The sequence below is a fragment of the Shewanella polaris genome, assembly GCF_006385555.1.
Lineage (GTDB): Bacteria > Pseudomonadota > Gammaproteobacteria > Enterobacterales > Shewanellaceae > Shewanella > Shewanella polaris.
In genome coordinates, this window is the sequence record NZ_CP041036.1 from 2,663,542 (window position 1) to 2,688,851 (window position 25,310).

The window sequence follows — 25,310 nt, forward strand, 5'->3', positions numbered from 1 at the left end:
ATATTATGTTTTTGTATTATCAATTGACTTATACGGTAGTTGTTCACACATTTGTTGCATATAAATGTCGTTATGAGATTGTTCTTGTTTACAAAAATCACCGATAGCATCATTAAAGCCTTCATGAGCAATAAAATGACTTGAGGTAGTTTTAACCGGGCGAAATCCTCGCGCTACTTTATGTTCGCCTTGTGCACCCGCATCAAAAACGCTTAATTGATTAGCGATAGCGAACTCAATGCCTTGGTAATAACATGCTTCAAAATGGACATGGTCACATTCAGTTAACGCTCCCCAATAGCGACCATATAAATGTGTGTCTGAAACAAAATATAATGCAGATGCCACTAATTGTGCGTCACTATTTTCAATCAATAATAGTCGTATCATTGAGCCCATAGTTGCTGCAATTTGCTCAAAGAATGCTGCCGACAAATACCCTTTATGACCAGACCGCTTTAAATAAGTATTTTGATAACAACGTACAAAATTCTGCCACTGCTCTGCACTTGCCTTATCGCCATCAATAAATCGAAATTGTAGTTGTTGCCTTGCAGAAATTCGCTCTTTAGTAATATTTTTACGTTTACGTGACGTTAATGTACTCAGAAAGTCATTAAAATCGGCATAATTTTGATTATGCCAATGAAACTGACAACCAACACGCTCCATTACCCCTGCTTGTGCAAACTGTCGATGTTGCTCGGTATTGGTAAATAAACAATGCCAAGATGACCAACCATATTTTACGACAGTTTGTGATAGATAGGTTTGAATACCGTCAATCAAGGATTGCTGATCGTGTTTTGGTAATCTTGGGTCAATGCCAATACGCCGCCCAGAAGTGGGAGTGAAAGGTACACTACTCACAAGCTTGGGGTAATAGCCTATATTATGGCGTTCATATGCTTCAGCCCAAGCCCAATCAAAAACATATTCACCCCAAGAATGACTTTTAAGGTACAAGGGCATCAATGCAATAATATTATCACCATCCATCACCATAAGGTGCATCGATGTCCAGCCCGTTTCAGCACTAACACAGCGACTCATTTCCAGAGCAGATAAATATTCATGCCGGGTAAAAGGATGAGATGACCCGAAAAAGGTATTCCATACTGAAAGATCTATATTGCTAATACTATCAACAAATTTATATTGATACACTTGCGTTTGTGTTTGTTCCACCCACACCTACCCTATAATAATTAACACTCAAGCGTTAAAACTCATACCAATTATTGCTATCATGTGGCATGTTCTATCAAAGTATCTTCTCAATACACACCAAGGATTGATCGTGACACGATTCCCTAAATTAACACCGCTTTTATTGAGCACCGCATTAACACTCACGCTTTGTTATCCTGCGCTTCATATTGCTGACAGCCAAGCAAATGAAACTTCAATCTTCAGCGAAACAGCAACGGCTCAGCCAATCTATGCTAAGCATGGCATGGTTTCAAGCCAAGAAGCATTAGCCAGTCAAATTGGCGTAGATATTTTAAAACAAGGTGGTAACGCAGTCGATGCAGCCGTAGCGGTAGCATACGCACTAGCAGTAACCTTACCTCGAGCGGGTAATATTGGCGGAGGTGGTTTTATGCTAGTGCATTTAGCCGAGCAAAATAAAACCATTGCTATCGATTACCGAGAAACTGCACCAGCTAAAGCACACAAAGATATCTTCCTTGATGAACAAGGCAATGCCGTAGAGAAACTGAGCCGTGAACATGGTTTAGCCGTCGGCGTTCCGGGTACCGTCATGGGAATGGAGCTTGCGTTAACACAATATGGCACCATGAGCATGAAACAAGTTATCGCCCCTGCGATGACATTAGCTAAAAATGGTATTTCGGTCACCTCAGATTTGTCAAATTCTCTTAGTGGCCTTAAGCCACGCATCACCCAATGGCCTAGTTCTGCAGAGGTTTTCTATCATGCCGATGGAAGCGATTATCAAGTTAATGAAATCCTTAAACAGCCAGAATTAGCGCATTCATTATCGTTAATTGCACAAAAAGGCAGTAAAGGGTTTTATCAAGGTGAAACGGCTGAAAAAATAGTGACTGCAGTTAACAATGCTGGCGGCATAATGAGTTTAACAGACTTAGCTAACTACAAAGTCGTTGAGCGCGAACCGGTACGGGGTAATTATCGAGGCTATGAAGTGGTATCGATGCCGCCGCCATCTTCAGGTGGTATTCATATTATCGAAATGCTCAATGTACTTGAGCAATTTCCCATTGATAAATTAGGCCACAATACCGCAAACACTTTGCATCTTATGGCCGAAACAATGAAATATGCCTATGCAGATCGAAGTGAGTATTTAGGTGACCCAGATTTTGTTACCGTGCCAGTTAAACAATTGATTAGTAAACAATATGCTAAAGATATTGCCAGTAAAATCGCCATCAATAAAACCACACCAAGTAGTGAAATCAAACCTGGAAATCTGGTACCATATGAGAGCGATCAAACCACCCACTTTTCGATTATCGATAAATGGGGTAATGCAGTTGCTAACACTTATACCCTTAATTTCAGTTATGGTTCTGGCTTAGTCGCTAAAGGTACTGGCATTTTATTAAATAATGAAATGGACGACTTTTCGGCTAAACCCGGCACCCCCAATGGTTACGGCTTAATTGGTGGTGACGCTAATGCTGTAGAAGGAAATAAGCGCCCTCTTAGTTCAATGAGTCCGACTATGGTAATGAAAGATGGCAAACCATATATTGTTACAGGTAGTCCAGGTGGTTCGCGAATTATTAATATCACTTTGCAAATGATTATGAATGTTATCGACCATCATCTCAATATTGCAGAAGCAACAGCCGCGGCACGAATGCATCATCAATGGTTACCTGATTTTATCTGGGTAGAACACACATTAAATCAAGATACTATTTCATTACTTGAAGCCAAAGGACATAAAGTTAAAGTCCAAAACGCCATTGGTAGTACCCAATCAATAATGATGACCGAACAAGGCCTTTTTGGCGCTTCAGATCCAAGACGTTCAGGTTCTGCTGCTATCGGCTACTAACCTTCGTAAACGGCCAATTATAGAATGATAACGATTTTTATTTATCTAAAGTCGTTATCATTATTGTTTATAATTCATACAATTTAATTATTATTTTTCCGATATCGATATTTAAAATCAATTTTTTATAATAAGAATTATTTTGTATAAACCTTGTGAGTAACAATACCAAATAAACGTTCAAGATTATCAATCGGAATTTAAAAATAAATAATCGATTTATAATAAACTGCAAATCAAGAGGTTGCATGCAAAAAATCTAATAAGACAAATGATATTTTTTTGTTTAAAACGCAGCGCTAGTTTTTTAAATATTTACTGTCAGAATAATTACCCCTTTGATTAAGTTAATTCACTATTAAGTAATAATTAATAATTTTATGTAATTATTGAAGCTGTTATTATAATCAATATTCAACACTTAAATAAATAAAGGACCCATGCAACTAATTAATTTTAAAATCAGGCATAGAATTGCCCTACTAACACTTGTCGCTATTGTGTCATTTATTATTTCATTAATAATCAACCATCAAACAGGGGAAGATAATGCACAACGATTAAATGGACTTCAAACTCAGTTATATCCAGCCCTTAATTTCGCGACCATAAACCAAGGGTTATTACTGCAATTAGATCAGACAATTCAGTCAGCAATAACCACTGGTGAAGAAGACAGTTTAGACGTTGCGAAAACGATGGTTAAAAAAATTACCGATAACTTAAATGAGTTAGCCATATTACTGCCAACTGAAGCTAATAATACCCAACAATGGGTTCGCGATATTACACTTTATTATGATAATGCCAGAAGCCTAGCAGCTGAGTTTATTAAAGATGATGTCGATTTCAATAAAATAAAAATCCAAGCCGCTGATAACGCTAAACGCTACCAAACCTTAGTAAAACAATTTGCACAAAAGAAACAAGAATTAGCTAAGCAGTTTGAACAACAAATACAAACCACTATCGCCAGTACTGAACAAGCAGAAAACAGTGTAATGCTAATTGGTATTGTGGCTACGGTTGTGATGATTGCCGTGGGCCTTTTAGTCAATCGATCTATTATCAGTACCATCGACAATGTGACACAGTCATTACGAAACATTTCGGAAGGCGAAGGAGACTTACGTTCACGAATTAAATACCAAGGTAAAGATGAAATAGCTGACCTTGTTTATTGGTTTAATCAATTTATTACTAAACTTCAATCTTCCTTTGCCGATACTAAGCACACGACAGAACATTTAAATGAAGTAGCCAGTGCATTACTTAACGGCAGTCAACAAAGTGAAGTCAATGTGACTCAGCAAAATGCGGCTATCGAACAGATTTCTCATGCTATGAAAGAAATGTTTGTCAGTGTGACTCATATAGCTGAATACGCATCGAGTGCTGCATTGGAAGCAGAGAATGCCAACACAGAAGCAAAAAAAGGGTTTGTCATCGTCAATGATGCGGTAAATACCATCAAAGAGTTGGCTGATGAAGTGCAAACAACAGCCGTTGTGGTGAACCAATTAGATGCTTTTACCCATAAAGTAAACGATATTTTGGGGAGCATAAGCAGCATTGCAGACCAAACAAATTTATTGGCTTTAAATGCGGCCATTGAAGCAGCTAGAGCGGGTGAACATGGTCGTGGATTTGCCGTAGTTGCTGATGAAGTAAGAACATTAGCTTCTCGCACACAAACATCGACACAAGAAATACAAAAAGTACTTAAAGAATTAACCACGACCTCAAAGCAAGCTGTTGATGCTATGCAACGAGGCATTAAAACTGCGGATAAAGGTGTTAAATCAACCTCTATGGCAGGTGATGCCCTTACAAGTATTACACATAAAGTGAGTGCGATATCAGAAGTAAACGACCAAATTGCCACCGCTACTGAAGAGCAACACAATACTTCTGTTTTGATCCAGCAATATGTGACCGAAATGGAAAGTGGTGCACAAAAAGTCAGGGCGACAACCGCTGATATGGGGGGTATTAGTGTTGATATCCAAAATATAAGTGAAAGGCTACAATCAATTACAAATCAATTTAAGGTATGAGATTGATTGTAAATGCAGTACCGAAAACAAAAATATAAGCCCAAAGGGCGTATGAATGATGATAAAGGAGTAACACCATGCAATTTAATGTAAAAGTATTATCTGTTGCTGTTTCGATGGCTATGATCCCTAGCCTAGCGATAGCGGATGAAGCTGCTGATGCTAAAATAGCTAAACTCGAGCAACAAGTACAAACTTTGCAGTCGCAACAAAACGCCAATTTAGCCGATAAATTCAATTTTAATGGCTTTATTAGCGGAGCTTATATTAGCTCTGATAATGATGCTGGCTACAACGGAGCCGATACTAGTGCTGATTTCAATCAAGACAGTAAATTAGGTTTTCAAGGCACTTTTAACATTACTGACAGCACTCAAGCTGTATTACAGTTAATGATGCGCGGTCAATACGATTGGGAAGTTGAGGCTGAGTGGGCATATCTTTCTCATCGTTTCGAAAACGGTGTTAAAGTGCGCGCGGGTAAATTACGCGTGCCTTTATTTATGTATTCTGACTATTTAGATGTTGGTTATGCACAACTCTTTTCCCGTCCTCCAGTAGAAGTATATGGCTCAATCCCATTTTCTTCATATACAGGTGCTGGTGTGTCATACGATGTTGAATACGATGACTCAACATTAACCATGCAAGCCTTTGGTGGTGAGTCAGATATTAAAAACTCAGCAGTTGAACTAAGTAACCTTATGGGTGCTAACGTAAGTTGGACTGATGAAACTTGGACTCTACGTGCAGTATATGCTCAAGCACAGATAGATGGGCCTGTTGTCGATGAAGTTGATGTAACTTTGGCACCGAATGTAATCACTCAAGCTAACTACACTGTGTTAGAACTTGATGATGAAACGGCATCATTCGTTGGTGTTGGCGCAAGTTACGACAATGGTGAAGTCATTGCAATAACTGAATGGACTCGCCAAGAAATTGATAATGCCTTTCCAGATACCGACTCAGGTTATTTAACTTTAGGTTACCGTATTAAAGCATTTACTCCTTACGTAACTGTTGCCTATACCAAAACACAAGACAATGATGAACGTTTACCGTTATCTACTGCTGCCGCAACACAAATGATTGCCTTTAATGTTGAACGTACGGCATATAGTTTAGGTTTACGTTGGGACGCTATCGATAACGTCGCGATTAAATTTGATCTCACTTACGCTGATGACTTTGGTGATACTTCTGGGGGCCTAAGTTCAAATGGCTACGATTCATCTACTGGCCAATTTGCCTATGATGACACCTTAGTTTACACCGTTAAATTCGATGCAGTATTTTAAGGAGTATAGCAATGAAGAAGTTATTAACTGTTTTAGCTATAAGCCTATCAGCTGTTGTATCAGCTAATGCGGCTGTCGTTGTAATTGGCAATCCTGCTGCTAGTGATTTATCAGCAAATGATGCTAAAAAAGCCTTTTTAGGCAAAGGTGATTCTTCAGTCGTAGTTTACGAATTAGAAGAAGGTAATCCTACTCGCAGTGAATTTCATCAAGCTGTCACTGGTAAGTCAGATGCACAGCTCAAAGCATTTTGGTCTAAACAAGTTTTTACTGGTAAAGGTACTCCACCAGCGACTGTTACTGGTGCAAGCGCAATGAAATCTGCAATTGCGACTAATCCAAATGCTATTGGCTATATTGATGAGGCAGATGTCGATGCTTCGGTAAAGGTCATTTTAAAGCCATAATATAATGCGGTGTTAATTACACCAATAAATGTATTATTAATCAGTCGAGCAACCTAATGGTTGCTCGGCTTTTTTTGTTACAAACTAATCACAAAATAGTGAATAAAAATAGGTAGAATTTATCCTGGAAATATACATTAAAAATTAAGTTCGTTTAATAGCCGCTTTATTGTGACTAAAAGGCTTAAAAAAAAAGGAAAAATTATGAAGGGCTCATCCCTTAAACCACTTTTCGCCAGCATTGCCATTGTATTTGCTTTAAGCGCCTGTTCTTCCCAAACGACAGAACAAACCACCGCGATGAATTTATCTGCTGCGCAAATAAAACAACAACATGCTGACAATCCATTTTTTAAACCTTATGGTACATTTTTCGAAATACCTGATTTTGCAAACATCACTACAGACGATTATCTTCCCGCTTTTGAAGCCGGCATAGCCGAACTACAACAACAAATTAGTGCTATTGCCAACAATCCACAAACGCCAACCTTTGCCAATACGATTGAAGCGATGGAGTTTTCAGGGGACTTATTAACTCGAGTGGCCAACGTCTTCTTTAATTTAACGGGTGCAGACACCAACGACGCATTACAGGCAATATCCAAGCAGATTTCACCCAAGCTTTCATCATCACAAGATGATATTTATCTTAATGATAAGCTGTTTAAACGAGTTAAAGCCGTTTATGAGCAACGTGATAACTTGCCGCTTAATACTGCACAAGCTAAGTTACTCGACGATACATACAAATCATTTACCCGCGGCGGCGCCAATTTATCTGCAGATGATAAACTGAAACTTCGAAGCTTAAATGAACAAATTGGTAAGCTAAGTCTAACATTCGGCGACAATGTATTAGCCGAAACCAATGACTTTCAACTTATCATCGATAACCAAGATGATTTATCTGGCCTACCACAAGATGTGATTGACACTGCAGCACGCAAAGCAACTAGACTTGGCCATCCTGGTAAATGGATTTTTACTCCGCATCGTCCGTCAATAACCCCTTTTTTGACCTATGCAGATAATAGACAGTTGCGTGAAACACTTTACAAAGCGTATGTTTCTAAAGCCAATAACAATAATGAATTCGATAACAAAAAAGTTCTCGCTAAAATTGCCTCATTACGAGCGCAACGAGCTAAACTTATGGGTTACCAATCTCATGCTCATTTTGTGTTAGAAGAACGTACAGCTAAGACCCCAGAAAATGTTTATGGCTTATTAGATAAAGTGTGGCCAGCTGCATTAAATCAAGCTAAAAATGAAGTGGCCGATATGCAAGCACTTGTCGATGCTCAAGGTGCAGGCTTCGCCATAGAAGCATGGGATTGGTGGTACTATTCAGATAAAATTCGAGTGGCAAAATACAGTTTTAATGAGCAACAAACCAAGCCTTACTTTTCACTTGAAAGTACATTAAAAGGCGTGTTTTACACTGCTAATCGTTTATATGGTATTACCGTAAAAGAACGTACAGATTTGCCCAAATACCACCCAGACGTTCGCACCTGGGAAATATACGATAAAGATGGTAGTTTGATGGCGGTATTTATGGGGGACTATTTTGTCCGTCAAAGTAAACGCGGTGGCGCATGGATGAACTCGTACCGCCGTCAATATAATATGAACGATGTTGAATCAAAACCCATTGTCGTTAATGTACTTAACTTTCCACGCCCTGCCGGAAACGAACCTGCGTTATTAACCTTTGATGAAGCAAGTACCCTGTTCCATGAATTTGGCCATGCCTTACATGGCATGTTGTCAGATGTGGAATATCGCTCACAATCTGGTACCGCTGTGCCCCGCGACTATGTTGAGTTTCCTTCACAAGTAATGGAAAACTGGATGACGCAACCAGAAGTGTTGGCCCAATTTGCTAAACACTACCAAACGGGTGAAGTAATACCACAGTCATTGATTGAAAAAATTCAAGCTGCAAGCCAATTCAACCAAGGATTTTCCACGGTTGAATACATGGCGGCAACCTATTTAGATCTTGATTGGCATTCGCTGCAAGATAGCAACGTTCGTGATGCGGCCAAGTTTGAAATGGCCTCATTAAACAAAATGGGATTGATTAATGAAATAGCACCCCGTTATCGTAGTACTTACTTTTCACATATTTTTGCAGGCGGTTATTCGGCTGGATACTATAGCTATCTGTGGTCTGATATTCTCGGGGCCGACGCCTTCGAAGCCTTCAAAGAAAATGGCATATTTGATCCTGAAACCGCACAAAAGTTCCGTGACAATATTTTATCCAAAGGTGGCAGTGCAGACCCTATGTTGTTGTATAAACAATTTAGAGGAAAAGAAGCCGGCATAGAACCACTGTTACGCAGCAGAGGTTTATTAAAAGACAAGTCTTAATATTTTGACTTAACTCTTTTTTACAATATTATTCGTGATGGCTTTTGTAGCATTGCGAATTTTTTTATCATTAAAGTTAAAAATTTCCTCTTTAAAAGACAATTTACATTTAACGATATTTATCACAACGAATAAATTTTGCATATAGCAGTCCGCTTCTACTGAAAAATCACACATTTAATATTCATTAAAACAATCCCCTTGTCACCCATCATCTTTGATGCTGGTTAATTGTGCAAACAGACTCAGTTTTTCAGTTTGAGGCGCCTTGAATTGAAAAACCTGAGTGACTCTGAACTGACCAGATATTTAATGAGATTGGGATTACTGGCCCAAAAGGCGCAGAACTCCCGTTGAATGACCAGATAATTGTTTGAATAAGTATATTTAGGGCTTCACCACAATTGATTCATTAATTATGCTTATAATACGAATTTTTTCATTTTGTTATTAATATAGGTAAGGAATGCTAACATTGCGTAAGAGGCTTAAATGAAAAGAATTCGCCTCGGGGCCTGACTCCGCATATCCACAAAGAAAATGGGACACCCTTTAAAAAGTAGAATAAACTTTCTCTAGGCCAACTTATTAAAGGTTTCAAAAATATAAGTGGGAATAGGTTAACTTAACTAGCGACAAAAATGATATGATAATCAGATTAAAATAAAACAACTTCTTTATATTAATAAAAGTTATATCTTATGAAATTAAGTTTCTAATGAGTAACAAAAATGATAAACACGAACAGTCTTCACGCTAATCTAATTAACAGTGAAGGTACTGAGCAGCGTTAGATCTTCACAAAAACAATAGGTTACTCATATGTACGCCAGCTTAACTATTTAAATTACAGTTAAGTTTACATTCTGACACTTCCGTGATTATCTTTAAATATCAGTTTATTCTTTAATTTATAATTTTATCAACGTTATAGCTAATGGCAAAAACTAACTGGTACATTAATAATGTTAAATAATTTATAAATATTATTACTTTTGTTACATAGATGAATTAAATAACACCGGGAATTTACAAAAGCACTCAGTTAAATAATTATTAATCGAGAATAATCATATTAACTCATTAATGTATTTATTAGCTTAGCCTGATTTCGTATACTGATTGAAAACACTATATTTATTATTCTATATAGTAAATATAGTGTTCTATATAGTAAATATAGTGTTCTATATTGGTACGGTATCTATATTGGTACGTTATCTATTTAGGAAAGATGATGAATATAAAAAAAACTCTAAACAACTCCAGAAGAAAATTTTTAAAAGAAGCGACAATCGCTATTTCAGTAGTCGCTATGGCCCCGAATCTAGTTATACCAACCCTTGCTCAACCTTTAGATATTGATTTAGGGGAATATAAACCAAGCTACTTTTCTGCTAATGAATGGGCATTCATCCTAGCAGCAACCGATCGCCTTATACCTGCAGATGCTACTGGACCCGGTGCTTTAGACACTAATGTTCCGGTATTTATTGACAAGCAAATGCAAGGGAGATTCGGTAACGCTCTAGATTGGTATATGCAACCGCCATTTTTATCTGCTAAACCAGAAATGGGCTATCAATCATCTCTTACACCTGCGCAAACCTACAGACAAGGGATTAAAGCAACAGAAGATTACTGCCATCAAACCTATCAAAAATCCTTTGCAGAACTATCAGACAGTGAAAAAGACATGGTGCTTAGTCAGTTACAATTAGGTGAAATTCAATTTTCTGATCTTAGCTCAATGCAGTTTTTCTCTTTCTTATTACAGAATACCAAAGAAGGCTACTTTGCAGATCCTATTCATAGCGGCAATAAAAATTTAGCGAGTTGGAAAATGATTGGTTTTCCAGGGGCTAGAGCCTCATTCAAAGAATGGGTAGCTTACCCTAATGTTGAATACCCACTTGGACCTGTAAGTATTGAAGGAGAGAGGGGATAAATATGACTCGTCAAAATAAACCTGTAGATGTTGTACTAGTAGGACTTGGTTGGACAAGTTCAATTATGGGAATGGAAATGACTGAAGCGGGTCTAGAGGTACTCGCTCTTGAACGTGGTAAAGATCAAAATACTGTACCCGATTTTGCTTATCCTCAAATGGCAGATGAATTGACTTATGGAGTACGTTATAAATTGATGTCAGCCCCTGCTGACAGCACAGTAACCGTTCGCCACTCATCTCAAGATGTTGCCGTACCTTATCGTCAGTTAGGCTCCTTTTTACCTGGTAATGGCGTTGGTGGGGCCGGAACTCACTGGAATGGTCATACTTGGCGACCAATGCCAGAAGAATTACGTTTACGCAGTTATGTAGAAGAGAAATTTGGTGCCGATATTATTCCTGAAGATATGACAATTCAGGATTTTGGAGTCTCCTATGAGGAATTAGAGCCTCATTTTGATTTCTTTGAAAAGATTTTGGGTGTGTCAGGTACAGCGGGTAACATCAAAGGTGAAATACAACCCGGAGGCAACATATTTGAAGGCCCTAGACAAGCACCTTTTCCGCTTCCCCCATTACAACGAACCCTCAATGATACTGTTTTTGAAAATGCAGCTAAAATAAAAGGTTTTCACCCATTCCCTCTGCCTGCTGCGAACGCATCGGAAGCCTATAAAAACCCTTATGGAATGCAATTAGGCCCTTGTAACTATTGTGGATTCTGTGAACGTTATGGGTGTATTAACAACTCAAAAGCCTCTCCTCAAACTTGTGTGTTAGGTGCATTAAAGCAACGTAAAAATTTCTCATACCGAACTGGGTGTGAGGTGATCAAAATCAATAAAGACAGTTCTGGTAAAAAAGCAACTGGCGTTACTTATATTGATCCCAATGGTGACGAAGTCTTTCAACCCGCCAATTTAGTCATTGTTGGTAGTTACGCTTATCACAATGTCCGTTTATTATTATTATCTGAGATAGGTAAACCTTACGACCCTGTCAGTAATACAGGAGTCGTTGGACGTAATTACGCTTATCAAATGGTAGGTGGAGCAACGTTATTTTTTAAAGACAAAAACTTTAATCCATTTATTGGTGCGGGTGGCAATGCTACCGTAATAGATGATTTTGGTACCAATCAAATTGATTTTAAAAAAGAAGGTTTCATTGGTGGTTCGTATATTTTTGCCGCAATGACAAACGGCCAGCCGATTAGAAATATGCCTTTGCCCTCAGGAACTCCGAGCTGGGGAGCTGATTGGAAAAAGGCCGTTAAAGCTAATTATGGTCATACTATGACGATAGGAACACACGGTTCCAATATGTCATATAGAGATTGTTATTTAAGTTTGGATCCAACCTATAAAGATAAACATGGCTTGCCAATGTTATCGATGACTTTTAATTGGAAAGAAAATGATATCCGCATGACTCAATTTATGAAAAAACAAATTGAAGGTATCGTCGAGGTTATGAAGCCTGATCATGTAGATTATAGTTTTAAAGACTTTGGGTCTGAATACGATGTCCGTCCTTATCAAACCACTCATAATGTTGGCGGCGCTGTTATGGGTACGGATCCAGCAACGAGCGTATTAAATCGCTACCTACAAAGTTGGGATGTACATAATGTATTTGTCATGGGATCCAGTGCGTTCCCGCAAAACATTCAATATAACCCAACAGGGTTAGTCGGTGCGTTAACCTATTGGTCTGCAAAGGCAATTCGAGAAAAATATTTACCTAACCCTGGCCCATTGGTACAAGTATAGGAGCAGTGAACATGAAGTTATCATTATTCTCATTACTAAGCTTGGCAATAGCAATGGGGAGTTATAGTAGTACGTCTATGGCTCAAGATTTACAGCAGGATCTCATTAAAAAAGGGGAATATTTATCTAATGCTGGCGACTGTGTTGCTTGCCATACCAGTGAAAATGGTGAAAAATTTGCTGGCGGAAGAGCCGTTGACAGCCCTTTTGGTCCCATTTACTCCACCAATATAACCCCAAGTAAAACGGCCGGGATCGGTAATTACACATACGAAGAATTTGAACAATCTTTGCGGCACGGTATTCGTGCAGACGGTGCTTTTTTATACCCTGCAATGCCTTATCCTAGTTATCAAAAAATAACTGATGAAGATACTAAAGCCATGTATGCGTATTTCATGCATGGGGTTAAAGCTGTCGATGTTGAAGCGACAGAAACATCTCTAAGCTTTCCTTTTAATCAACGTTGGGGGATCCGTTTTTGGGATTGGGTAGCGACAGATGATGGCGCATTTGTGGCTGATCCTAAACAATCGGAAGAACACAACCGTGGGGCTTACTTAGTTCAAGGGTTAGGTCATTGTGGTAGTTGTCACACACCAAGGGGCATTATCTATCAGGAAAAATCTTACGACCATGCTAATAAAAGCTTCTTATCTGGTGCAGATATTGGTATTTGGCATGCTCCAAGCTTGCGTGCAGGAAACAACACCAATTTAGAACATTGGTCTGTACAAGATCTAATGGATTACTTTAGCACTGGACGAAATTATTATTCAGCAGTAGCAGGTGAAATGACCGATGTTATTCAATATAGTTTAAGTCACTTAACTAAAGATGATTTGCACGCCATGGCAATTTATTTAAAAAGTCAATCAGGCCAGAAGAGTGCAAAAAGCGAAGACACTTCTGCCCCAGGAAACACCACAAAGTTACTTAATTCCGCTAAGGTTGATATTAACTCCGGTGCACGATTGTATTTAGATAATTGTAATGCATGCCACTTTACTGATGGTGCGGGTGCCCCACATGTTTTCCCACAACTTGATGACAATTCTTTGGTGAATGCAGAAAATCCAGATGGGTTAATTCATATCATCTTAGCGGGCGCACGATTACCCTCAACAACGAATGCCCCTGAAGCAATCGAAATGCCCGGCTTTGGTTGGCGGTTAAACGATAAGGAAGTTGCGACATTGGCGACATTTGTTCGTCAATCATGGAGAAATAATGCAACAAAAGTTGACGCTGATGAGGTTAAAGAAATAAGGCAAACAATCTCCAGTGAAGTATTAAATAAAAGTGCACCTCAAGTTTATTGATAATTCATATTAACAAAAGTTATGGGTAGTATGGTTTTTAAACGTTAATTTTAAACCTGCTACTCCATTTCTATCTGATAAATATAAACCTTTCTTTTGTTGTAGATTTACCTTAACAATAAGTGGGTCAAATTCTGAAGGATCCCCACTTATTTAATAGGATGTTTGTGATTCACTTATTAAATGTTGAAGCATCTTAATCGCTGTTGATTTAAAAAATTGGTTAGAATGTTCTGCTAATCAATTTAATCAAATTGACCCAAGCGTCAGTGCACCACAAAACCTGATTAACCGCACTGGTCATCCAACCTATAACTTTGACGTTATTGACGGCTTAACTTACAAAATTGATGACACTCAACCGACTAAGTTTGATCGCAATTGTGAAGTGGTTGACGCTGATGCCAATCGCATTGTCGACTTAGCATATACCTCGGCTGATGGAACGGTTATTACGGGTGAAGAGTTAGCGACGATGTCTTTTGTAGTCGCATCAAATAACTACCGTGCCTTTGGTGGCTCATTTGCGGTTACGGGCTCTGACCACGTAGTGCTTGAACTTCCAGACACTAACCGAGATGCACTATCTGCTTATATCACTGCAGAATCACAACCTAATGCAACCGGTGGATATGACGCAATGGTTGATCCAACAGCTGATTACAACTGGGATTTTAAAACTATAGACAATGCCACTGTTGCATTAGATATTCGTTTTGAAACTCAAGATAGTGCTGTTGCTGATCAGTTTGTTGCTGATAATCAACAACGTAAAATGGTTAAGTTGCCTACAACGGCAGATGTTATAGCTGGCTTTGCAATTTATAGCATCGATCTAACTACACCTGTTGCTGCGAAGTAATTACTCGCGGACTAAATTCAAAAAGGCGCTTTATGCGCCTTTTTTTATATCTTTAGCGACTAATCTAACTCAAACAAATGACCCATCTTTTGAATATGTTCTAGGGGCACCTGATGTTGGTTTCGTAATGCACACAATTGTTGATGTTCAGCATTTTTAGGCTGACCCACTAACACCACTCTAACTTGATAACCTAACGCTCGAGCCGCAGCTTCATAAGCCATAAACTCCCACTTAGCAACATTAGTATTATCGCAAATCACTACAGGTTCACTACGGGCTAATGCCACAATAAAAGCCGTTAAATTAGCTTGGTGATATCGAGGAAGTTTTTGCGGATTGAACCGATACTCACCTTGATGAAAAAAATAAAAATCAGTTGAAAAGTAACCGTGCTGACGAATATGAATCGACAAGTCTGCGCCTAATGAATCAATATAATGCTCCACCCAATGTGACTTACCACTGCCTGGCAGGCCACGCATAATGATCGCCACTTTCGGATTATTAGTATCACATGTTGAATGACTAGTCTGGTTTGTCACTGCCTATCACCTTGCCTGCCAAAATTTGTTCTACTAATTGTGGGACAATCTCCCCTGCTTTACCGGTTAAATGGTATTGGAACTGACTGTGCCTATCGGCTTCGACTAAATTAACCTCTACAGTTTGCGCGCCATGGTGATTAGCTGCATCGACAAAACCGGCAGCTGGATATACGGTCCCAGATGTGCCAATGGCAATAAACAAATCACAGTGGTCTAATGCATCATGAATTCTATCCATACCAAATGGCATCTCACCAAACCAAACAATATGAGGTCGTAAACGTTTTGCCGGAATACAACACGTACAGCAATTATCGACACCAAAAGGTTCTCGTAACACAAAAGTTTGTAATGATTGTGGGCAACGCCCTTTGGCAAGTTCACCATGCATATGTAAGAGACGCAGCGAGCCTGCTCGTTCGTGTAAATCGTCGACATTTTGAGTAATGACTAACAATTCACCATCAAATTCAGCTTCGAGTTTAGCTAAAGCAACATGCGCAGCATTAGGGGCAACGTCACCACCATTTAATTGCTCCAAACGTGTATTATAGAATCGTTCAACAAAATCGATATCTCGAGCATATCCCTCGGGTGTTGCAACATCTTCAATATGATGTTCTTCCCATAATCCATGTTGATCTCGAAATGTTTTAATCCCTGACTCAGCAGAAATCCCCGCGCCGGTCAGTACCACTATTCGCCGGTACATGTTATGTCCTTTATTGTTATTAAACACCGCTTTTATTCTGTAAATATATCTCTTTATCGTACAAGATCATCGAGCACATTTGTCAATTAATTCCCCAAATGGACATATGGTCTAGCCAATTGATCATATATTATTACCTAAGTGGTGCAATAATCCCTTAGTATAAGTAAGTTTATTGAATACCTTTTAGTGATATATCGCAAATAATATCAACATAAGTGCGTGTTTTACTAAATATTCTGTATATAAGTTGATTAAGCGCCTTAAGAGGTTTATGTTTTTAAATTCAAGACATATAATGCTTACATTATCCACCGATGAACCGATGGGTTCTGCAATCAAGAGATTAGCAATGACAGATGGAAATCAAGCGCTCAAAAAAGCCGGATTAAAAATAACCCTGCCGCGAGTTAAAATTCTAGAACTGATGCAAGAACCAGAAAATCAGCACATCAGTGCGGAAGACTTATATAAAAAATTACTCGAAATAGGTGAAGAAATTGGCCTTGCTACCGTATATAGAGTACTGAACCAATTCGATGATGCAGGCATTTTAAATCGCCATCATTTTGAAAGTGGTAAAGCGGTGTTTGAAATGTCAACACAGCAACACCATGACCATTTGGTGTGTTTAACCTGTGACAAAGTGATTGAATTTACTGATGATGTGATTGAACGTCGCCAAGATGAAATTGCGATGCGTCATAATATTAAACTCACTCACCATAGTTTGTATCTTTATGGTCACTGCACTAACGATACTTGCGACCATGCAGATGAATAAATCTCTCCCGAGATGTTAATCAACAAAAAACCAGCGTATATGCTGGTTTTTTATTGGTTCAAATACCTGTTTACACGAATTCGATACCTTATACCAACCAAGTAATCCATAAGCTAAAGCTCAATACAGATAGTAATGTTGATAATACCACTGTGCTACCTAAAGTTGATTCATGCTGTTTAATCTCAGTTGCAATGAAATAAGCGTTGATACCTAACGGTGAAGCACTCAATAACACCAACATAGCCGTATTTTGTGCCGAAAGTTGAAATACCACTGCAGCCATTACGTAAACAAAGGCGGGTAACAATAAAATTTTTATACAACTGGCCATTAATGCTAAGCGCCAACTTTCACCTACTCGATAGAAACTGAGGTTGGCACCGAGTACAAATAATGCACATGCCAGAGCAGGCTTAGCTAATAGCGCTAACCCATCATCAAGTTGTTTGCCTAAATCAATGCTTAACCCATTAGCGATGATGCCAAGCCCAATACTTAACACCACTGGATTTAATACCATAGAGCGCGTAAAGCGACGCCAAGAAAACCCTTGTTGTTCCGCCCGAGCCGCTAAAACAAACGTTAACGCGAACAAACATGCGCTATGAAAAGTAATGATCATCAATACAGGCCCAATCATCGCCTCACCTAACGAAGCGGTAATAATGGGCAACCCAACTAAAACCGTATTGGAATAACTGCACCCTAAGGCGAAAACCGCACTAGCATCACGTGTTTGCTGATCACTAGGGCTGAAGTAGTGATTAAGTTGATAACCCAACGTAAATATCACCAACACAGGGAGGTAAAAAGCCACTAATGAATATAAATCGATACTTTGCGCTAGTGGTGCCGCCAGCATATTAGTAAATAAAAAAGCAGGGATGCAGACAAAAAAAGTGAATTTGCTAATTCCGGCAATGTGCTCTTTAGTAAAAAAGCCTTTCCAAGTTAATAAATAGCCTAAAGCCACCATAAAAATGATTGGAAAAATGATACTCATGATGGCCATAAATAATCAAACTCATGTAAAAAGGTAATAAAAAAGGCGCCTAAGCGCCTTTTATCTAGCAAGGTAATTAATTACCAGCCAGTTTTAGTACGTAATGCTTTACCAATGTCAGCTAAAGAGCGAACAGTAGTTACACCAGCAGCTTCTAAAGCAGCAAACTTATCAGCAGCAGTACCTTTACCACCAGCGATAATAGCGCCAGCATGGCCCATACGCTTACCTTCTGGTGCAGTAACACCAGCAATGTAAGAAACCACAGGCTTAGTCACGTGTGCTTTGATATATTCAGCCGCTTCTTCTTCAGCATTACCACCAATTTCACCGATCATTACAATCGCTTCTGTTTGTGGATCGTTTTGGAACATTTCCAATACGTCGATGAAGTTAGTACCAGGAATTGGGTCGCCACCGATACCTACACAAGTAGATTGGCCGAAACCTTCATCAGTAGTTTGCTTAACCGCTTCGTACGTTAATGTACCAGAACGAGAAACAATACCGACTTTACCAGGCTTGTGAATGTGACCAGGCATAATACCAATCTTACATTCACCAGGAGTGATAACACCTGGACAGTTAGGACCGATCATGCGAACGCCAGTTTCTTCAAGCTTCACTTTCACTTGAAGCATATCAAGTGTAGGAATACCTTCAGTGATACAAACGATTAGCTCAAGGCCTGCATCGATTGCTTCAAGGATAGCGTCTTTACAAAAAGGTGCAGGTACATAGATTACAGTTGCAGTTGCACCTGTTTCAGCTACGGCATCTTTAACAGTGTTGAATACTGGAAGACCTAGGTGAGTTTGACCACCTTTTCCAGGAGAAACACCACCAACCATTTGCGTGCCATAAGCAATCGCCTGTTCAGAGTGAAAAGTACCCTGACCACCAGTGAAACCTTGACAGATCACCTTGGTATCTTTATTAATTAAAACAGACATTTATTTGCCCTCCGCAGCTTTAACAACTTGTTCAGCCGCGTCAGTTAGACTTGAAGCCGCGATGATATCAAGACCAGACTTAGCCAATACTTCACGACCTAATTCGGCGTTAGTACCTTCAAGACGAACAACCACTGGAACTTTAACGCCAACTTCTTTAACCGCACCGATAATACCTTCAGCGATCATATCGCAACGTACGATACCACCGAAGATGTTAACTAATACTGCTTTAACATTGCTGTCAGAAAGAATGATTTTAAAGGCTTCAGCAACACGTTCTTTAGTTGCCCCACCGCCAACGTCCAAGAAGTTTGCTGGCTTGCCACCATGTAAGTTTACGATGTCCATTGTACCCATTGCTAGGCCGGCACCGTTAACCATACAACCTACGTTACCGTCTAAAGCAACATAGTTTAATTCAAATTTAGCAGCATGCGCTTCACGAGCATCATCTTGTGATGGGTCATGCATCGCTTTGATTTTTGGTTGACGGAATAACGCGTTACCATCAATACTAATCTTGCCATCTAAACAATGAAGGTTACCTTCAGTTGTGATAACAAGTGGGTTGATTTCTAATAATGCGAAATCATAATTAGTGAACATGTTCGCTAAACCCATAAAGATCTTGGTAAACTGCTTCATTTGAGTTGGGTTTAAACCTAACTTGAAACCAAGGTCACGAGCTTGAAAAGCCTGAGGACCTGTTAACGGATCAATGATAGCGGTATGAATAAGTTCTGGCGTTTCTTCAGCCACTTTTTCAATTTCTACCCCACCTTCAGTCGACGCCATAAACACAATGCGACGACTACTACGATCAACAACTGCACCTAAGTACAATTCATTGGCGATGTCAGTGCAGCTTTCAACAAGAATTTTAGCAACTGGCTGACCTTTAGCATCAGTTTGGTATGTTACTAAATTTTTGCCTAGCCAATGTTCAGCGAATGCTCTAATTTCGTCTTTACTACCGGTAACTTTTACGCCACCTGCTTTACCACGGCCGCCAGCGTGTACTTGACACTTAACAACCCATAAATTTCCGCCAATGTGACCAGCTGCTTCAACTGCTTCTTGAGCAGTATCACATGCAAAGCCTTCAGAGACTGGTAAACCATATTCGGCAAATAAAGATTTTGCCTGATACTCATGCAAATTCATGATGATCTATCCATATACTTCAAATCAAATCCAACTGGCTCATATTGAGCCAGCGACGAGGGGTTTATCTACTGTCTTATAAATCAAGTAGTAGACGAGTTGGATCTTCTAAGAAGTCTTTAATAGCAACTAAGAAGCCAACTGACTCACGACCATCAACAATACGGTGATCGTAAGAGAGTGCTAGGTACATCATAGGCTGAATAACAACCTGACCATTAACTGCCATAGGGCGATCTTTAATGGCATGCATGCCTAAAATTGCGCTTTGTGGCAGGTTCAAAATTGGCGTCGACATTAGTGAGCCGAAAACACCACCGTTAGTCACAGTGAAGTTACCGCCAGTCATGTCTGCAACAGACAATTTACCGTCACGACCTTTGATGGCTAATTCACGAACTGCTTTTTCAATTTGAGCCAAGCTCATGGTATCAGTATCATGTAAGACAGGTGTTACCAGCCCACGAGGTGTTGATACGGCAAAACTGATATCGAAATAGTTATGATAAACAATCTCATCACCATCAATAGATGCGTTAACATCTGGGAAGCGTTTTAACGCTTCTGTCACGGCTTTGATATAGAAAGACATAAAGCCTAAACGAATACCATGACGTTTTTCAAAAACTTCTTGATACTGTTTGCGAATATCCATAATTGGCTTCATGTTGACTTCGTTAAACGTCGTCAACATAGCCGTAGAATTTTTCGCTTCTAAAAGACGTGTTGCAATGGTTTTACGAAGACGTGACATTGGCACACGCTTCTCACTACGGCCTTCTAATGGCGCTACAGGTGCAACTGGCGCAGCTGTTTTCGCTGGTGCTGACTTAAGGAATGCATCAACATCATCCTTGGTCACACGTCCACCAATACCAGTGCCTTTAATTTTACTGGCATCAAGATTATGTTCAGCAATAACACGACGAACTGATGGGCTTAATGCATCATTAGATTCATCAGTAGAAGCGTCAGAGGCAGCAGCAGAAGGCGCTGATGCTTCAGCTTTAGTCACTTCTTGGCCAGACACAACACCAGGAACAAAGTTAGCAATAACTTGTTCACCTAAGACGGTGTCACCTTCTTGGAATAACAATTCAGAGATTGAACCGTCTTCTGGCGCAACCACTTCTAATACAACTTTGTCAGTCTCGATATCAACTAAGTTTTGATCGCGAGTCACCTGCTCACCAGGTTTAACATGCCAAGTAGCAATAGTTGCATCAGCAACAGATTCTGGTAATACGGGTACCTTAATTTCGATACTCATGGAAAGCTTCCCTTATATAAATTATCTATTACGACAGTTTTAATGCGCTATTTACTAATGATTCTTGCTGCTGTACGTGCAACCCAGGATAACCACATGCTGGTGCAGCAGAAGCTTCACGACCGGCATAAGTTAATTGAGCACCTGCAGGAATATTAGCCCAGAAATGATGTTGACTACAGTACCATGCACCTTGGTTTTGCGGCTCTTCCTGACACCAAACAAAATCAGTAACATGTTGATATGTTGCTAATGCTGCACGCAGTTCCACATCAGGGAACGGATACAGCTGCTCAACACGTACAATGGCAACGTTGGTGACATTTTCTTTGCGACGTTTTTCGAGTAACTCGAAATAAACCTTACCGCTACAAAATACAACGCGGTCCACTTGGCTGGCATCTAAAGTATCAATCTCACCAATGATATTTTGGAAAGTCCCTTCAGCAAGCTCTTCTAGGCTAGACACAGCCAATGGATGACGAAGTAAAGACTTAGGCGACATGACCACTAATGGACGACGCATAGGGCGAACAACTTGACGGCGCAACATGTGATAAACCTGCGCCGGAGTTGATGGCACGCACACTTGCATGTTGTGGTTAGCACATAATTGCAAGAAGCGCTCTAAACGTGCACTTGAATGTTCAGGGCCTTGACCTTCATAACCATGAGGTAACAGCATAGTCAAACCGCATAAACGGCCCCACTTTTGCTCACCAGATGATAAGAACTGGTCAATCACTACTTGAGCACAGTTAACAAAGTCACCAAACTGCGCTTCCCAAATGGTTAATCCACCCGGTTCTGCAGTTGCGTAACCGTATTCAAACGCTAATACAGAGGCTTCTGATAATACTGAGTCAATAATATCAATTGGCCCTTGTTCATCTGCCACATTACGCAAAGGTAAATAGGTAGTACCGTCATTTTGGTTATGCAACACAGCATGACGATGGAAGAATGTGCCGCGACCAGAGTCTTGACCAGTAATACGTACGCGTTTTTGGTCTTCAAGGATAGAAGCATAAGCCAAGGTTTCAGCAAAACCCCAGTCTAATAATTTCTCTCCTGCCGCCATAGAGGCGCGATCAGCACAAATTTTAGCAACACGTGACTGTAATGTGTGGCTTTCAGGAATATCAACCAACTTATTGGCTAAATTCTGTAAGCGCTCCATAGACATTGAACCAGCGTATTCTTCATCCCATTCGCGATTAAGATACGGTGTCCAGTCAACGGTGTGCAACGTCATAGGACGCCATTCTTTCACCACACAATCACCAGCATCTAATGCATCACGATAATGATTAATCAAACCAGTCACTTCATCGGCTGGAATACTATTTTCAGCGATTAATTTATCGGCATAGATTTTACGTGGCGTAGGGTGTTTTTTGATTTTAGCGTACATTAGCGGCTGTGTAGCGCTAGGTTCATCAGCTTCATTATGACCATGACGGCGATAACACACTAAATCAACGACCACATCACGATTAAACTCATTCCGGTAATCCACGGCAAGTTGAGATATAAACGCAACTGCTTCCGGATCGTCAGCATTGACGTGGAAAATCGGCGCCTGAACCATCTTAGCAATGTCAGTACAGTATTCAGTTGAACGTGTATCAGCATGATTAGATGTGGTAAAACCGACTTGGTTGTTGATAACAATTCGAATGCTACCGCCCACACTAAAACCACGTGTTTGAGACATGTTAAATGTCTCTTGCACAATACCTTGCCCGGTAATAGCAGAGTCACCATGAATGGTAATAGGCATTACCTGAAGACCATCTTTACAACCACGACGGTCTTGACGCGCACGCACAGAGCCAATGACCACAGGATTAACAATTTCTAAGTGAGATGGGTTAAAGGCTAAGGCTAAATGAACATTGCCGCCTGGTGTTTCAAAATCAGATGAGAAACCTTGATGATATTTAACGTCACCAGAACCATGGATGTCGGCGTGTTTACCCGCAAACTCATCAAACAGTTCAGCAGGACGTTTACCTAGCACGTTAATAAGTAAGTTTAAACGACCACGGTGAGCCATACCTACAACGATTTCTTTAGTACCTGCTTCGCCAGCACGATAAATGATTTCGCGCATCATAGGAACAAGCGCATCACCACCTTCTAATGAAAAACGTTTAGCTCCAGGGAATTTAGCACCTAGGTATTTTTCGATACCTTCTGCCGCATTTAACCCTTCAAGAATTCGCTTTTTAACGTTTTTATCATAATTGGCTTTACCTAATGTCGGCTCAAGACGTTGCTGGATCCAACGTTTTTCATCGGTATCAGTGATATGCATGTATTCAGCACCAATTGAGCCACAATAAGTGCTCTTTAATGCATGAATAATATCAGCCAACTTCATGGTCTCTCCGCCCAAGGCGAATGAACCAGTATTAAACTGACGCTGCATGTCTTCAGCGGTTAAGCCGTGATAAGCAGGGTCGAGCTCCTGAACAACTTCACGTTTCCACAATCCTAATGGATCTAAATTGGCATTTTGATGGCCACGAAAACGATGGGCATTGATCAATTGCAGGACTTTAACTTGTTTCGCATCTAGCTCTGGATCGCTGACGCTGTTAGCGTTTTTTAAGCGACCTTCTAGGGCTAAGCTACGGAAATAGTCACGAACTTTAGAGTGGGCAGTTTCGGGTACATCTACTGAAGTACCATTAACCGGAGGGAGATTATCAAAAACGACCTGCCAATCAGCAGACACTGACTGTGGATCTTCTTGATAGGCTTCATACATCTCTTCTACGTAGGTCGAGTTCGAACCACTTAAATATGACGACTCGAGCCAGGCTTTCATGATGCCTTGGTGCATTGTTATTCCTTTCAAACTTGATACACGTACTAGCCATAAACATAACAGTGAGTAACTTAAGTTACATCACACGTAGACTGACATTATCTTAACAAGATAATGTCAGGAGGTATTGCATAAATACACAAAAGAGCCATCTCCATAATGAAGATGACTCTCAACAGAGCTAATAAGTCAGACTATTTTGCTCTTCTTTATGCATTATACGGCTCGCTTAAGTAACATTGACTTGATATGACCAATCGCTTTAGTTGGGTTTAATCCTTTAGGACAAACATCAACACAGTTCATAATGCCATGACAACGGAACACACTGTAAGCATCATCTAGTTCAGATAAACGCTCCTCAGTTGCCGTATCGCGGCTGTCAATCAAGAAACGATAAGCATGTAATAAACCAGCTGGACCGATAAACTTATCCGGATTCCACCAGAAAGATGGACAAGCGGTAGAACAACATGCACACAAAATACATTCATATAAACCATCTAAATGAGCACGCTCTTCAGGTGATTGTAAATGTTCGCGAACAGGCGCCTTTTCATCATTGATCAGATAAGGCTTAATTTTTTCGTATTGCTTGTAGAACTGAGTGAGGTCAACGACCAAATCACGAACTACTGGCATTCCTGGTAAAGGACGGATTTCAATTTTCTTCCCTTTAAAGGTCGATAATGGCGTGATACACGCTAATCCATTTTTACCATTCATGTTAACACCGTCAGAACCACACACACCTTCACGGCATGAACGACGGAACGCAAGCGTTGGGTCTTGTTCTTTCAGTTTAATTAACGCATCCAGCACCATCATGTCAGAGCCATCAGGCACTTCCAGGGTGAAATCCTTCATGTAAGGCTTGGTATCTACATCAGGATTGTAACGATACAATGCAAATGTTAATTTCATCTTT

At 39.9% G+C, this 25,310-nt stretch carries 18 protein-coding genes and 1 pseudogene; 10 read left to right on the top strand and 9 right to left on the bottom strand.

What is annotated here, in order from left to right:
* Positions 1-3: 3 nt before the first annotated feature.
* Complete coding sequence (locus FH971_RS11630) at positions 4-1,188, bottom strand: GNAT family N-acetyltransferase (protein WP_140234407.1); 1,185 nt, start codon at positions 1,186-1,188, stop codon at positions 4-6.
* A gap of 112 nt (positions 1,189-1,300) precedes the next feature.
* Here FH971_RS11630 and ggt point away from each other — a divergent pair, with 112 nt between their 5' ends.
* From ggt to FH971_RS11675, 9 genes and pseudogenes are all read left to right on the top strand, one after another.
* Entirely contained in the window at positions 1,301-3,052 is a 1,752-nt protein-coding gene (gene ggt, locus FH971_RS11635; protein WP_140234408.1) for a gamma-glutamyltransferase, read from the top strand.
* Between the two features lie 440 nt (positions 3,053-3,492).
* Entirely contained in the window at positions 3,493-5,109 is a 1,617-nt protein-coding gene (locus tag FH971_RS11640) for a methyl-accepting chemotaxis protein (protein WP_140234409.1), read from the top strand.
* A 77-nt stretch (positions 5,110-5,186) separates the two neighbouring features.
* Positions 5,187-6,410 carry a porin family protein gene (locus FH971_RS11645; RefSeq protein WP_140234410.1) on the top strand — a complete coding sequence of 408 codons (1,224 nt, stop codon included), beginning with the start codon at positions 5,187-5,189 and terminating at the stop codon, positions 6,408-6,410.
* 11 nt (positions 6,411-6,421) lie between these two features.
* The gene (locus FH971_RS11650; protein ID WP_140234411.1) at positions 6,422-6,817 is read left to right on the top strand and encodes a type 2 periplasmic-binding domain-containing protein; all 396 of its coding nucleotides are present in this window, start codon (positions 6,422-6,424) and stop codon (positions 6,815-6,817) included.
* A 204-nt stretch (positions 6,818-7,021) separates the two neighbouring features.
* Positions 7,022-9,199, top strand: coding sequence for a M3 family metallopeptidase (locus tag FH971_RS11655; RefSeq protein ID WP_140234412.1), 2,178 nt, complete (start codon positions 7,022-7,024; stop codon positions 9,197-9,199).
* A 1,234-nt stretch (positions 9,200-10,433) separates the two neighbouring features.
* Positions 10,434-11,147 carry a gluconate 2-dehydrogenase subunit 3 family protein gene (locus FH971_RS11660; protein WP_206194419.1) on the top strand — a complete coding sequence of 238 codons (714 nt, stop codon included), beginning with the start codon at positions 10,434-10,436 and terminating at the stop codon, positions 11,145-11,147.
* 2 nt (positions 11,148-11,149) lie between these two features.
* Positions 11,150-12,922: a GMC family oxidoreductase gene (locus tag FH971_RS11665; protein ID WP_140234413.1), complete on the top strand. Its 1,773-nt coding sequence runs from the start codon at positions 11,150-11,152 to the stop codon at positions 12,920-12,922.
* An 11-nt stretch (positions 12,923-12,933) separates the two neighbouring features.
* Positions 12,934-14,244: a cytochrome c gene (locus tag FH971_RS11670; protein WP_140234414.1), complete on the top strand. Its 1,311-nt coding sequence runs from the start codon at positions 12,934-12,936 to the stop codon at positions 14,242-14,244.
* 208 nt (positions 14,245-14,452) lie between these two features.
* A pseudogene (locus FH971_RS11675) lies at positions 14,453-15,106 on the top strand (2',3'-cyclic-nucleotide 2'-phosphodiesterase); the annotation flags it as partial.
* A gap of 59 nt (positions 15,107-15,165) precedes the next feature.
* On the opposite strand, the gene FH971_RS11680 reads toward FH971_RS11675, so the two are convergent.
* Positions 15,166-15,591, bottom strand: coding sequence for an AAA family ATPase (locus tag FH971_RS11680; protein WP_140235581.1), 426 nt, complete (start codon positions 15,589-15,591; stop codon positions 15,166-15,168).
* Positions 15,592-15,634: 43 nt separating this feature from the next.
* Positions 15,635-16,366, bottom strand: a complete 732-nt coding sequence (gene cobB, locus FH971_RS11685; RefSeq protein WP_137226851.1) for a Sir2 family NAD+-dependent deacetylase — start codon at positions 16,364-16,366, stop codon at positions 15,635-15,637.
* Between the two features lie 352 nt (positions 16,367-16,718).
* On the opposite strand from cobB, the gene fur reads away from it, so the two are divergent.
* The gene (gene fur, locus FH971_RS11690) at positions 16,719-17,150 is read left to right on the top strand and encodes a ferric iron uptake transcriptional regulator (RefSeq protein WP_137227469.1); all 432 of its coding nucleotides are present in this window, start codon (positions 16,719-16,721) and stop codon (positions 17,148-17,150) included.
* Between the two features lie 88 nt (positions 17,151-17,238).
* On the opposite strand, the gene FH971_RS11695 is transcribed toward fur, so the two are convergent.
* The 6 genes from FH971_RS11695 to FH971_RS11720 all read right to left on the bottom strand — a co-directional run bounded on the left by FH971_RS11695 (position 17,239) and on the right by FH971_RS11720 (position 25,306).
* On the bottom strand, positions 17,239-18,165 hold the full coding sequence (locus tag FH971_RS11695) for an AEC family transporter (RefSeq protein WP_140234415.1): 927 nt from the start codon (positions 18,163-18,165) through the stop codon (positions 17,239-17,241).
* 71 nt (positions 18,166-18,236) lie between these two features.
* Positions 18,237-19,109, bottom strand: a complete 873-nt coding sequence (gene sucD / locus FH971_RS11700; protein ID WP_137226849.1) for a succinate--CoA ligase subunit alpha — start codon at positions 19,107-19,109, stop codon at positions 18,237-18,239.
* Positions 19,110-20,276, bottom strand: a complete 1,167-nt coding sequence (gene sucC / locus FH971_RS11705; protein WP_137226848.1) for an ADP-forming succinate--CoA ligase subunit beta — start codon at positions 20,274-20,276, stop codon at positions 19,110-19,112.
* Between the two features lie 76 nt (positions 20,277-20,352).
* A complete protein-coding gene (gene odhB, locus FH971_RS11710; protein WP_137226847.1) occupies positions 20,353-21,546 on the bottom strand; it encodes a 2-oxoglutarate dehydrogenase complex dihydrolipoyllysine-residue succinyltransferase in 1,194 nt (397 codons plus the stop codon).
* Between the two features lie 28 nt (positions 21,547-21,574).
* Entirely contained in the window at positions 21,575-24,397 is a 2,823-nt protein-coding gene (sucA, locus tag FH971_RS11715; protein ID WP_137226846.1) for a 2-oxoglutarate dehydrogenase E1 component, read from the bottom strand.
* Between the two features lie 201 nt (positions 24,398-24,598).
* Positions 24,599-25,306 (bottom strand): succinate dehydrogenase iron-sulfur subunit, encoded by a 708-nt coding sequence (locus tag FH971_RS11720; protein WP_137226845.1) that lies wholly within the window; start codon positions 25,304-25,306, stop codon positions 24,599-24,601.
* Positions 25,307-25,310: the final 4 nt, after the last annotated feature.

Excerpts from the sequence above, each read along its gene's own strand:
- FH971_RS11640 (WP_140234409.1), top strand. The coding sequence starts at position 3,493 with ATGCAACTAATTAATTTTAAAATCAGGCATAGAATTGCCCTACTAACA.
- FH971_RS11645 (WP_140234410.1), top strand. The coding sequence starts at position 5,187 with ATGCAATTTAATGTAAAAGTATTATCTGTTGCTGTTTCGATGGCTATG.
- FH971_RS11650 (WP_140234411.1), top strand. The coding sequence starts at position 6,422 with ATGAAGAAGTTATTAACTGTTTTAGCTATAAGCCTATCAGCTGTTGTA.
- FH971_RS11655 (WP_140234412.1), top strand. The coding sequence starts at position 7,022 with ATGAAGGGCTCATCCCTTAAACCACTTTTCGCCAGCATTGCCATTGTA.
- FH971_RS11660 (WP_206194419.1), top strand. The coding sequence starts at position 10,434 with ATGATGAATATAAAAAAAACTCTAAACAACTCCAGAAGAAAATTTTTA.
- FH971_RS11665 (WP_140234413.1), top strand. The coding sequence starts at position 11,150 with ATGACTCGTCAAAATAAACCTGTAGATGTTGTACTAGTAGGACTTGGT.
- FH971_RS11670 (WP_140234414.1), top strand. The coding sequence starts at position 12,934 with ATGAAGTTATCATTATTCTCATTACTAAGCTTGGCAATAGCAATGGGG.
- FH971_RS11680 (WP_140235581.1), bottom strand. The coding sequence starts at position 15,591 with ATGCGTGGCCTGCCAGGCAGTGGTAAGTCACATTGGGTGGAGCATTAT.
- cobB (WP_137226851.1), bottom strand. The coding sequence starts at position 16,366 with ATGTACCGGCGAATAGTGGTACTGACCGGCGCGGGGATTTCTGCTGAG.
- fur (WP_137227469.1), top strand. The coding sequence starts at position 16,719 with ATGACAGATGGAAATCAAGCGCTCAAAAAAGCCGGATTAAAAATAACC.
- FH971_RS11695 (WP_140234415.1), bottom strand. The coding sequence starts at position 18,165 with ATGGCCATCATGAGTATCATTTTTCCAATCATTTTTATGGTGGCTTTA.
- sucD (WP_137226849.1), bottom strand. The coding sequence starts at position 19,109 with ATGTCTGTTTTAATTAATAAAGATACCAAGGTGATCTGTCAAGGTTTC.
- sucC (WP_137226848.1), bottom strand. The coding sequence starts at position 20,276 with ATGAATTTGCATGAGTATCAGGCAAAATCTTTATTTGCCGAATATGGT.
- odhB (WP_137226847.1), bottom strand. The coding sequence starts at position 21,546 with ATGAGTATCGAAATTAAGGTACCCGTATTACCAGAATCTGTTGCTGAT.
- sucA (WP_137226846.1), bottom strand. The coding sequence starts at position 24,397 with ATGCACCAAGGCATCATGAAAGCCTGGCTCGAGTCGTCATATTTAAGT.
- FH971_RS11720 (WP_137226845.1), bottom strand. The coding sequence starts at position 25,306 with ATGAAATTAACATTTGCATTGTATCGTTACAATCCTGATGTAGATACC.